The following is a 12,675-nucleotide window of genomic DNA, read 5'->3' as shown; positions in this document are numbered from 1 at the left end:
TTGTCATTGTTTCACTAAACATTAGTATGTGCGGGTACTCTAACCACTTCTGATTGGTCCAATTCTTGTTTTTCCGTAGGATTTGGACTTACTTTCTCTTGTATATATTGGAAGAAAATAAAAAGCACCGGAATGATGAATAGGCCAAGTACAACTCCACTGAGCATACCGCCTGCAGCGGCAATACTAATAGAGTGATTCCCTTGTGCTGAAGGACCAACTGCCGTCATCATTGGGATCATTCCTACGATAAAAGCGAGAGAGGTCATAATGATAGGCCTCAGACGTAGTTTTGCAGCTTTTAGAGCAGCACTTGCAATCGAAAGTCCTCGTTTACGTCCCTGAATAGCAAATTCAACGATAAGAATGGCGTTTTTGGCTAATAAGCCGATCAGCATAACCAAGGCAACCTGAACATAAATATTATTGGATATATCTGTTAGACTAATCGCAGCAAATACGCCGAAGATTCCTGTTGGAATAGATAGGATAACTGCTAATGGAATGATATAACTTTCATATTGTGCAGCAAGCAGGAAGTAAACAAATATCAAACACAAGATGAAAATAAGAGTAGACTGTCCACCCGAAACAATTTCCTCTTTTGTCATACCTGAGAATTCATAAGTATATCCTGTAGGGAGGTGCTGTTTTGCTACCTCTTCTACCGCACGAATAGCATCTCCTGAACTGTATCCAGGTTTTGGAATCGCATTGATACCAATAGAATTGAATAGGTTATAGCGTGATGCTGTCTCCGGACCATATACACGTGTCATGGTAACCAGCGTATTGATAGGAACCATATCTCCCTGACGATTTTTAACGAAAATCCCGTCCATAGAAGAGGGCTCGGTACGGTCTTGTACGTCAGCCTGAACCATGACGCGGTAATACTTACCGAATCGGTTAAAGTCTGAAGCCTGCGAGCTTCCGAAGTATGCCTGCATGGTCTGCAAAATACTTTTGGTACTTACACCGAGCTGTTCAGCCTTGATGTCATCAACCTGCAGTTCGTACTGCGGATAGTCGGCTTTGAATGTTGTGAAGGCCATCATAATTTCAGGACGTTGCATCAGTTCTCCAATAAACTGTTGTCCTACAGTACTAAATTTACCCAGTTGGCCACCAGTTCGATCTTGTAAAACCATATCAAGTCCATCAACATTACTAAATCCAGGAACAGTAGGGAAAGTAAAGACGAAAAAATTAGCACCTTTAATTTTAGATAATTTCTGGTTAACATCAGCCATAATAGCATTGATATCTTTTATAGCTCCCCGTTCTTTATGTGATTTAAGTAAGATAAAAGCCACACCAGCAGATGGGCTAGTTGACTGTGTCAAAATATTGAAGCCGGCTAAAACATTCAATGTTTTTGTAAAATCGGCATGTTGCAACTGTTGTTCTGCTTCGGCTAATGCGCTTGATGTACGGTCTAAAGATGCTCCTGCTGGCATTGAAAGAGATATTGCAATAAAACCCTGGTCTTCCGAAGGAATAAAACCAGTTGGAGTCTTGCGAATCATGACAACAGTAAGCAGTAATATCACGCCCAAAGCACTAAATGCAATCCATTTGTAACGAATTAAGAAACGCAGACTACCTATGTAGTTTTTAGTTAATCGATCAAAACCGACATTAAATCCAGCAAAAAAGCGTTCTTTAAAGTTGAGTTGCTTTTTATCAGATTGGTTATGATGAGTAGGTTTTAAAAAAAGTGCACAGAGTGCCGGGCTCAAAGTCAACGCATTGATAGCTGAAATAACAATAGCAATGGCCAATGTAAAAGCAAACTGTCGATAAAATACGCCTGTTGATCCCTCCATAAATCCGATTGGAAGGAATACCGCCGACATAACTAATGTAATGGAAATAATGGCTCCTGTGATTTCACTCATGGCCGATGTTGTGGCCAGTTTTGGAGACAGATGTTCATTCTCCATCTTAGCATGTACAGCTTCGACGACGACAATAGCATCATCGACCACAATACCGATGGCGAGGACAAGTGCAAATAGTGTCAGCAAGTTGATGGAGAAACCAAATAACTGCATGAAGAAGAAGGTTCCGACAATCGCAACAGGAACTGCTATGGCAGGAATCAATGTTGATCTAAAATCTTGTAAAAATAGGAATACGACTAAAAATACCAGTATAAAAGCTTCTATTAAAGTATGTTTAACTTGGTCGATGGATTGATCCAAAGCATCTTTCGTATTATAAAGCACTAAGTATTTGACCCCTTTTGGAAAACTTAATGAAGCTTTTTCCATAAACTCCTGGATCGCAATCTGAATTTCATTGGCATTGGAACCTGCCAATTGCATTACACCGATATTAAGTCCAGGTTTACCATTGATTCGAGTGTGGCTGGCATAGGTATAAGAACCCAATTCAACACGGGCAACATCCTTAAGTCTTAAAACCGAACCATCTGTATTAGAGCGAATAATAATGTTTTCGTAATCGCTTGGCTGATTAAGTTTTCCTTTGTATTTGATAACAAATTCGAAAGCCTCTTTACTGCTTTCTCCGAATTTTCCGGGAGCTGCTTCAACGTTTTTATCCTGAATGGCCGCCATGACTTCCTCTGGTGTCAGTTTGTAAGTCGCCATCTGATTAGGCTTGAGCCATACACGCATCGAATAATCTTTACTTCCGCCAAAGGGCAAAGCTTGTCCTACTCCGGGGATACGTTTAAGTTCAGGAATAATATTGATCTGCGCATAGTTGGTAATAAAAGTTTGATCATATTTGCTTTCATCTTCCGTATAAAGATCTAATACCATGATCAGACTGTTTTGCTGCTTGGCGGTTGTGATCCCCGCCTGTACAACTTCGCTTGGAAGTTGGCTGGTGGCTTGGGAAACACGATTTTGGACATTGACTGCAGCTTGGTCCGGATCAGTTCCTAATTTGAAATAAACGGTAATCATGAGAGAACCATCATTACTGGCTGTGGAACTCATGTAACTCATATTTTCCACTCCATTGATGGACTCTTCAAGAGAGGGGGCTACAGCACGGAGTACCGTTTCGGCATTTGCTCCGGGATAAAGTGCCGTAACTTGCACCGCTGGTGGAGCAATATCGGGAAACTGTTGCAAAGGAAGTTTTAGGATCCCGATGATCCCCAATATGACGAGCAGAATGGAGATAACTGTAGCAAGTACGGGTCTTTCTATAAATTTTTTAAACATTTTGTTTATCGTATTATGTTTTAGTTGATGCTGTCTTTAGGTAGTGCTTGTGGGGTGATCACTTGACCATCTTGAAGCAAATCAATTCCCTTATATACGATACGGTCTCCTTCTTTAAGGCCGTTACTAACGAGGTAATTGGATCCGCTTTTGCCGATGACTGTGATAGGCTGTTGCACTACTTTGTTTTCTTTGTTAACAGTATAAACGAAAATTTTATCCTGCATCTCGAGGGTTGCCATTTGTGGTACCAATAGCGTATTGTCATATTTTTTCTGCAATCGTACACGCCCCGTATTTCCATTTCTTAAAACACCTTCGGGATTCTTGAAAGTAGCACGTAAAGTAATGGCTCCGGTGTTTTTGTCAAATTGACCGTCCACCATATCGATCTTACCAGTTTGATCATATATACTTTGATCAGATAGCACTAAGTTAATCGGAGGAAGATTGTTTAATTTTTGTTGTAAATTACTTCCTGCTGTGTTGTTTTTGAATGCAATGAAATCATTCTCGCCTAGAGAAAAATATACATGTAGATCCTGTACATCAGACAGAGCCGTTAATGGTTGTGCATCAGATGGGCTAACCAAACTTCCTTGCTTTTTTTGCAATCTTCCGATAAAGCCATCAGATGTGGCACGGATCAACGTATATCCAACATTTATTTTAGCGGATTCAATTGCTGAAATCGCAAGTTGAACATTTGCTTCTGCTGCATTTCGGGCGCTGATTGCTGTTTTGAGTTGGAAATCTGTCAATACCTTATTATTGACTAACCGTGTCTTTTTCTCTACTTCTAAAGATGCATTTTCTAATGCTGCACGGGCAGATAGTAAATTAGCTTTCGCTTGATTAAGTTGCTCTTGATAAGGACGATCATTAATTTTGAAGAGTGCCTGACCTTTCTTAACTTTTGCTCCTTCATCGACAAAAATACGGTCCAAAATACCTTCTACCTGAGGTCTGATTTCAATGTTGGCCGATGCTTCGATGCTAGCAGGATATTCCTGATAGACTGTTTCCTCACCGTTTGATATGGTCATTACCGGTAAGTTAGCAGGAGGAGGAGGTGCTGGTTTGCTTGTTCCTGTGGTACAGCTGTACAGGAAAATTGCAGATAAAAAATAAAGCGCCTTTACTACATTAAGTTGTTTAACACTGTTAAGTGATAAGACGTAAATTCTCTTAAAATCTAGTAATAGATGTGTTTTCATGTTATATTAAAAAATTGAGGTATGGTATATTTAACGCTGTTAAATCCTTTAACGTTGTATTATTTAAGGTAAAAAAAACTAATCAGTAAGCGAACGTGTGATTCCGTAAATCGCGTCTTTTAAAACTTGTTGGTTGGTAATATCTCCATTACCTTGATTCACCAGATTGATCGATATTAATCCATGTATAATAGACCAGTATGTAAAGTACTTTCTACAGATCAGTTCTTCCGAAGGATTTTTTTCTTTCATAATTTCTCGGATAACGTCACTGATCATCTTCCCGTGTGATTCAGCACATTTATATGTTTTTTCAAAACCACAGCAGGCAGTTCCGACACCAAACATTAATTGATAAAGTTCACGTTCCTCGAAGGCAAAATCCCAATAGCTAAACCACATAGTTTCCAATTGTTTTTCCAGATTTGTTTCTGTAGATTTTGCTTCTTTTACTTTTTGGGCAAGGAGCCTGTAACCTTGGTTAGCAAGTTCTGTTAAGATAGCATCTTTGTTTGCAAAATATTCATAAATCATGGGTGCCGTATATTCGATGATATCGGCGATCTTACGCATGCTCAATGCTTGCCATCCCTCTTCTTTTACAATCTGAAGAGAGGCGTCAAGAATATTGCTTCTATTTTCGTCTTTAAGACGTTGTATGCGATCTTTACTAGCCATGCCTTATAAGCATAAATGATTTAACAGTGTTAAGACAAAATTCTGATTTTTACTTTTTATTTGTGACATATCAAAGTCATTAAATAAAAAATAGTAGTAAACCATTGTTTATTTAAGATAAACCTGTTTTTGTTATCATTTATTGATTTTATGAGAAAGATCATATAAATTAGTGAAAAATATATTTTTTAAAATTCATAGATCTGATAGATAGATGTTTAGAAAATATGCTTAAATAAAACAAAGCCATACCTTTTCAGATTGGCTTTGTTTTAAGAAAATTAGGAATCACTTATTTGTTCCACCATAATTTATTCGTAACCACATCATCGCCCTGTTGTGCAAGCGAAGCCTGATAGTTGACTTTATTGGTGCTTTGCTCTTTAATCGGGTAAACCAGACGACTAGGGATAGCATCTCCGATTTCAGGATTGAAAGTATAGGTAACAGGCTTTCCATCTACAGTACCACTCCATACCACATCTCCCTTTTTAATTAAGAATAAAGGATAACCGGTACGTCTCACTTCAGACCATGATTCAATGCTTTGATTGAATAAAGCTAAATATTTTTGTGATAGTACGCGTTCTTTATTAGCTGCAGGCAGCTTGTCTAAGTAAGCAGTAATGTCGGATGCAGCCACTCCCCATTTCTCTAGGGATGCACGTGTACCATTGATATATTGAGTTTGATCCCAATTGTTGTTCTCGGATAATAAGAAGGCAATTTCTGCATACTCCAATAATACCTCAGCATAATCTGCTGCATTGATAATATCTCCAGGTAAAGAAATCTTGTCTAGGGGAAATAAATTGCCAGCAGCTAATGGTAATCCATATGGCTGGCCAAAATAGCTGCCATTTTCAGTCGTTGGTTTTGCATATTTAGTTAGTCTAGGATCTACGATTGTAAATGGACCTCTTTTCCCTTGTAAAGCTTCTACGATGACATTAGAAAGCGCGAAATCTTTTCTATTTGCCGTAACTGTGGCACGGTATAATGGTGCTTCATTTGGTGAAGTTTTTGAATACTTAAATGTCGCATTGTCACTATTGGAGGTGAATACGCCTTTTTTTATAGCATCATTAATATGAGTGTTTGCTAAGTTGGCATCTTTTGTTTTGATGCGTGTCGCTAAACGTAAACGAAGAGAATTCGCAAATTTAGCCCATTTTCCATTATCACCTTTATAAATAACATCAGACGTACCAAAAGTTTTATCCCCTTGGTATTTGATTAAAGTATCTGCAGCCTGTTGTAATTCAGTGAGTATATCCTTGTAAATCTTTTCTTGACTAGCATATTTTGGAGTCAAGTTATCCGGATTCTGTTGCAAAGCCTGAAAATCTGGATCAGCGTTACCAAAGGATTGATACGGAATATTACCAAACACATCAGTTAATGAGTGGAAAGCATAAGATTTTAAAATGCGCGCAATGGCAATTTGATTGACATTGCTACCTGCTGTTCCTGCTGAAGCAGTTGCTTTCGTTTTTTCATCTGAATTGAGGTTAATAATTTCATTCAGGTTATTTAGTGATTTATAAGTTGCTGTCCAATAATTATCTGAGTAATTTGTTGGTATTTGATAGCGAGACTGATCGGTGTAAATATTTTGTGCAAAGTATTGCGAAAATAATTGTGCCCCTCTTAAACTGATATCTTCGCTGCGTAGCGCATTCACTAATTGTTTTTCGGCCGTCACTAGTAATGTCGGTGTTGTTACAAAAGTGGGACGATTGGGATCGGTATTGATCTCTGCAAATTTAGACTTCGAGCATGAAGATGCAACAAGTGAAATACCGATTACTGAAGTATATAATATATTAATTATTTTCATTTTTTTAGAATTTAAGATTCAAATTGAAACCATACGTGATAGGCAAAGGAATATTTCCTCCTTCAATGCCTTGTACATTACCGCCACTGGAAGTAAACTCGGGATCAATGTATTTACTTTTGGTATAAATATTCCAAAGATTACGGCCATAGACATTTACACCAATATTTTTAATGACTTTGGTATTGGTCAATTTGAAATTATAACCTAAGGTAACTTCTCTTAATTTAACAAATGTAGCGTCAAAAATTGAAAATGTAGTCGGACCATTGTATTCATTACGTGCCCATTGTTGAGCAGTGATATTAGTTGTGTTTTGTTGAATATTAGTTACATCGTATGTCCCATCGCTATTAAATGTAACGTCACCTTTAACTCCATCAAGTACAATTCCTGTTTCACGTATATTATTGGCGGCTGTTTTATCCAGAATACCAGAATACATACCTACCTTATAGGTTTGTGAGAAGAATTTACCTCCAACACGACCGGATACTAGAAATCCTAAATTGAAGTTTTTGTAATGAAAGCTATTTTGAAAACCAAAAGTAAAGTCAGGAAGAATTGATCCTAATGGTACTAATTGTGAGGTCTTCATATAGGTGCCATCTGCTTGAATAACACGTTGTCCATCGGAAGCATAAACAAAATCATTACCCAAAAATTGACCGTAAGATTGTCCCTCTCTTGCCACTAATTGGACTAAGGAATTGCTTAAATTTAGCGTATTGACTTGGTCGTCTAGTTTAACAACTTTGTTTTTATTTTTTGCCCAGTTTATTGTTGCATCCCAACTAAAGTTTTCTGTTTTGATCGGAGTACCATTAAGAACAATTTCGATACCTTTATTATTCATCTTACCTGCATTAAGCCATTTGGCTTCATATCCAAAAGACGAAGATACTGGAACTGGGAAAATTTGATTTCTTGTCGTGTTGTTGTAATACGTAACGTCCAAACCTAGACGATTTTTGAATAACTGAAAGTTGATACCTGTTTCCCATGATCCTGTCCGTTCAGGAACAAGTTGATCGTTTGGTTTTATTGCTGGTGCTGTATAAGAAGGGGAACCTTCAAAAGATTGTTCTGCCTCATACAATTTTGCAAGTTGATATGGTTCAGTATCATTACCTACATCCGACCAACCCAATCGAACTTTACCAAAACTTAACCATGGCAAATTTTTAAATGGTTCTAGATTACTAAAAACAAAACTTCCCGCTAAAGATGGATAAATATAGGACCAATTTGAAGAAGGAAGCGTTGAAGACCAGTCATTACGAATTGTAGCATCTAAATAAAATAAATCATTATATCCAAAAGAAGCACTTCCGAAAACTGAAGCGATGCGTTTGTGATACTTGAAATTATCTATTTTAACAGAATTTGCGTTTTTTAAATTATAGTAATTAGGTAGAATTAATCCTCCTTGGGTTATAGCATAGTTATTTTGCCAGCTTTTGTCTCGGATATTTCCACCAGCAAATGCCACAAGTGAAAATTTATCCCAGTTCTTTTTAGCAGTCGCTATAAACTCATAATTATACTCATTGAGTTTATTGTTTGTTTCTTCATATTGCGATGTGCTTCGCGAGTATACGGCAATACGGTCCTGTGCTTGCAATGAATAGATATCACCATGTACTTTTGCACCCACGGTTAACCAGCTATTCACATTGTATTCGGCTCCGATATTTCCATAGAAACGATCTCTACTGTCTTCCATGTAAGATTCATATGCTGACCAGTACGGATTGTCGATAAAACGAGTTGCTTCAGCAGCAGGTGTATTTTGCCAGCCTGTACGGTTCCAAGCTAATGGTGTTCCATCTGCACGTTTGTAGTTTTCAAGTATTTTATAGTCGACTTGTACCGCACCCCACTGGAAAGCTTCAAGAATAATATTTCTATTGGAAGCACCAGTCCATGGGCGGCCTATAGAAGAGTTGCGGATGTAATTGAAGTTGGAGGTTATTTTGACTTTCCCCAATTGTGTGCCACCAGAAAAATTAAATGCATTTCTTGTCAAACTTGAATTCGGGGTGGTACCTTCTACATTTTTATTGGTGTATGAAAAACGGTAATTGGTGCTCCCACTGTTACCTGCAATGGCAAAATTGTTGGTATTAGCTATTCCAGTTCTGAAAAAATAGCTAACATCATTTTTTGGATAAAGCCAAGGTGTTGGATTCAGATAATTCGCTTCATCTTCAGGGTTGAGGTTATACCATTGTAACACCGGTGTTCCATCTAGTTTTGGCCCCCAGCTTTCATCGGAAGCATAATCGACAATCTTGTAATCTTTTCCATTAATGTTCTGAGTTTGAAAATTGGTCGAATAACCCTGGCCGTAAAGATGTTGTCTTTTGGGCAATCGGGTAATATTCTCAAAGTCAATACCAGTATTAAGAGATATTTCAACCTTTTCACCCTTTGATGCACGTTTTGTAGTAATCATAATAACACCGTTTGCCGCTCTCGATCCATATAGTGCCGCTGCTGTCGCCCCTTTTAATACAGAGATATTTTCAATATCATCTGGATTAAGATCCTGAATCATGTTACCTATATCTTTCCCCGCGCTACCATTGATCGTAGAACTTGAATTAAAGTCTGTGTTGTCAATAGGCGTACCATCAACTACGTAGAGAGGCTGGTTATTGTTTGAGATTGAATTGATGCCGCGCAGCAAGACGGAGGATGAGCCGCCCATATTTCCACCTGAAGTTGTAACTTGAAGACCAGCAACCTTTCCTGATAATGCACTTAACGCATTGGTAGGACGAGTTTGTAACTCAGTTCCTTTTACTTCTTGTACAGCATATCCCAGAGATCTTTTCTCTCTTGATATACCTAATGCAGTTACAACAACTTCGTTAAGCTGTGAACTAGTAGGAGTTAACTGTATCGTATTTAAGCCTGAAATATTTGCTTGAATCGTTTTAGTTTCAAATCCAATGTATTGTATTTGTAGTGTAACCGTATTTTCGTTTGACGGAAATTCAAATAGACCATTTACATCTGTTTGAACCTGCTTTTTACTTGAAATATCAGTAATCGTAGCACCTTGAATGGCAGTATCGTGCTCATCAACTACTTTTCCTTTTATGGTAGATTGTGCGTACAGTGTGCTTGAGCTAAGGCAAAGCGCTGCTGCGACGACAAAATTTGTTGTATGTTTTGTCATGTTGATAAAATGTAATATATGAAGTTAGGGAGTCTTTTGTTATAGGAGATAATTGTATATCATTAAGCTAAAGTACCTCCTAGAAGCATTCGTTTTATGTACATACAGGTAGTGTGTTTTTTCATTATTTTTTGTTAATGATGCAAATATATAAAATCCACCTGATAAGTAGTCTTTGTTTTTGTATTTTTTGTTAAAAAAATGTTAAAATATGCTCTTGTTGCATTTAAATGCTACTTTGATAAAATTGGTTGGATTTAATTATGTAATCTTTTTCATCATTATTTATGATTTATAAAAAAAGTCGATATCTCAAGATATCGACTTTTCCAAATGTTTTTTTATACTCAGTTTATCTATTTTATCTTGCACCTGGAGGACAATGCTGTTTTAAATAATTTGTAAACAGAGTTTTCAGATGTTGAGAAGTTCCTTCTCCTTCGTTGATGGAATGACTTCGATTTGGATAAGACATGAACTGAAATTGCACATTGTTTTTAACGAGTTCATTGATGAGAACTTCTGCATTTTGGTAATGTACATTATCATCTCCAGTGCCATGAATGTACAAAAGATTACCTTTGATATTTTTGGCATATTTTAGTGGTGAACCGTTCTGGAAATCTTCTAAATTTTCCTGTGGTAAACCCATATATCTTTCTTGATAAACATTATCATACAATAATTGATCGGCAACAGCAGCAATAGCTATACCTGTCTTATAGATTTCGGGATATTGTCCCAATAGATTTAAAGTACTGGAACCTCCACCGCTCCAGCCCCATACTGCGATCCGCGAACTATCTACAAAAGACCATTTAAGTATTTCTTTTGCTCCCAATGCCTGATCTCTGATATTGAGCTGTCCGATTTTGCGGTAGATACTTTTACGCCATTCAGTACCTTTGGGCGCAGGTGCACCTCTATTTTCCAGTGAAATGTAGATGTAACCGTCTTTAGACATATTGCCACTATATAAGCTGTTCATACCAGCTCTAAAATTGTCCAATACAGTTTGTGAAGCAGGTTCGCCGTACACCATGAAAACTACGGGATACTTCTTGTTGGGATTGAAATCCGAAGGTTTGACCATCCAGCCATCTAAACTAACACCATCTGCTGTTGTTACTTTGAAAAATTCAGTTACCCCATCTTCAGGTTTTTTACTTATTGTACCTCTAAAATCGATTAAAGTTTTGTGGGTTGGTAATTCAATTAAAGCATTGCTCTTGGCTGTTTTGTTGTTACTAAAATTGAAGATCGCGATTTGCCCATTTTTGGCAATATCATATTCGCAAGTTCCTGAAAATTCTTCCGGTGTAAGTCTTTTTGGAGCTCCCCCTTTGGTTGATACCGAATAAAGATATTTTTGTGTTGCATTATTTGGTGAAGCACTGAAATAAATTATTTCTCTTTTTGCATCGAACAATTCAATATCGATGACATCATAGTCTGCATGCGTGATTAATTTCTCATTGCCTTGAAGATCGATTTGATAGATCTTACGCCAACCTTCTTTTTCTGAAACCCAAATGAAAGCTTTGCCATTTTGAATCCAGTCCCATCCGGTTGGATCGTTATTGTTCCAACGTGATTTAATATCTATCCATGAATCATTTTTTTCACTATGAATATTTTTAGCGTTATTAGTAGCAACATCTATTAAATAAATTTTACTTTCATTTTGCTTTCTATTAAGTTGCTGTAAGATAACTTGTTTGCTGTCTAGACTCCACTCCATCCTTGGAATGTAGTGCTGAATAGCATCTCCAGGAACTTGTATCTGTGTCGTGGCATCTGTAGCTAATTGGTAAGTCCAAATGGTGCATGCGCTAGGTGCTTGACCCACTTTTGGATATTCAATAGGTATTGTATAAGAATAGATACTATCGGTATTATTGATCATTAAGAAATTACGAATAGCGCGTGCGTCGAGTTTCCAGTAGGCAATAGCATTTCCATCTGGAGACCACCTAAAACCATCTTTGCATCCAAATTCTTCTTCATAGACCCAATCAAATGTTCCATTTATAATACGATCAGTACCATCTGTCGTAATTTGTTTTATTGCCCCTGTTGCAAGATCTTCAACATAAATATTATGATTGGATTTAACCACATATGCTACTTTGGTACCTTGTGGATTAAATTTAGCAAACATCAGTTGAGACACGGGGAAAGATGCGCCAAGTTGAGTCAACTGGTTTGTTTTCTTGTCAAAGACCCAATAGTCGCCTCTCGTTTCCTCACGCCAGACTCTTTTGCTATTGGTGTACAATAAAATACGTTCTTTATTATTCGAAATGGAAAAATGACTTATCTCTAATGCATTAGTTTTACCTGTAGGTACAAGCAATTTATTTGCTAGAAATAGCGTGCGTTGAGCACTTTTGGGATTGATGAGTTCAATACCCTTTTCAGAGAATTCATAATATTGTCCATCATCTTCTGCCCAAAATCGCTGTGCCAATAGCAAATTTGGAAAGTAGCATACTATTAGTAATAGTATTATAATACGTATATTTTTCATGTATATTTTTACTTAGGTGC

General features: G+C 37.3%; 6 protein-coding genes. All 6 read right to left on the bottom strand.

Going from position 1 to position 12,675, the window contains the following annotated elements:
- Nucleotides 1–14: 14 nt before the first annotated feature.
- Nucleotides 15–3,203, bottom strand: a complete 3,189-nt coding sequence (locus FHR29_RS20595; RefSeq protein ID WP_183916984.1) for an efflux RND transporter permease subunit — start codon at nt 3,201–3,203, stop codon at nt 15–17.
- A 20-nt stretch (nt 3,204–3,223) separates the two neighbouring features.
- Nucleotides 3,224–4,420, bottom strand: coding sequence for an efflux RND transporter periplasmic adaptor subunit (locus tag FHR29_RS20590; protein WP_183916982.1), 1,197 nt, complete (start codon nt 4,418–4,420; stop codon nt 3,224–3,226).
- A gap of 78 nt (nt 4,421–4,498) precedes the next feature.
- On the bottom strand, nt 4,499–5,098 hold the full coding sequence (locus tag FHR29_RS20585) for a TetR/AcrR family transcriptional regulator (RefSeq protein ID WP_132771065.1): 600 nt from the start codon (nt 5,096–5,098) through the stop codon (nt 4,499–4,501).
- A 292-nt stretch (nt 5,099–5,390) separates the two neighbouring features.
- A complete protein-coding gene (locus FHR29_RS20580) occupies nt 5,391–6,938 on the bottom strand; it encodes a SusD/RagB family nutrient-binding outer membrane lipoprotein (RefSeq protein WP_183916980.1) in 1,548 nt (515 codons plus the stop codon).
- Nucleotides 6,939–6,942: 4 nt separating this feature from the next.
- The gene (locus FHR29_RS20575) at nt 6,943–10,125 is read right to left on the bottom strand and encodes a SusC/RagA family TonB-linked outer membrane protein (protein ID WP_183916978.1); all 3,183 of its coding nucleotides are present in this window, start codon (nt 10,123–10,125) and stop codon (nt 6,943–6,945) included.
- 361 nt (nt 10,126–10,486) lie between these two features.
- Complete coding sequence (locus tag FHR29_RS20570) at nt 10,487–12,655, bottom strand: S9 family peptidase (protein ID WP_183916976.1); 2,169 nt, start codon at nt 12,653–12,655, stop codon at nt 10,487–10,489.
- Nucleotides 12,656–12,675: the final 20 nt, after the last annotated feature.

Origin of the sequence: Sphingobacterium sp. JUb56, from assembly GCF_014191365.1 — a bacterium.
GTDB classification, from domain to species: Bacteria; Bacteroidota; Bacteroidia; order Sphingobacteriales; family Sphingobacteriaceae; genus Sphingobacterium; species Sphingobacterium anhuiense.
The sequence above is the reverse complement of the archived record's forward strand: the minus strand, read 5'-3'. Positions and strand labels throughout refer to the sequence as shown.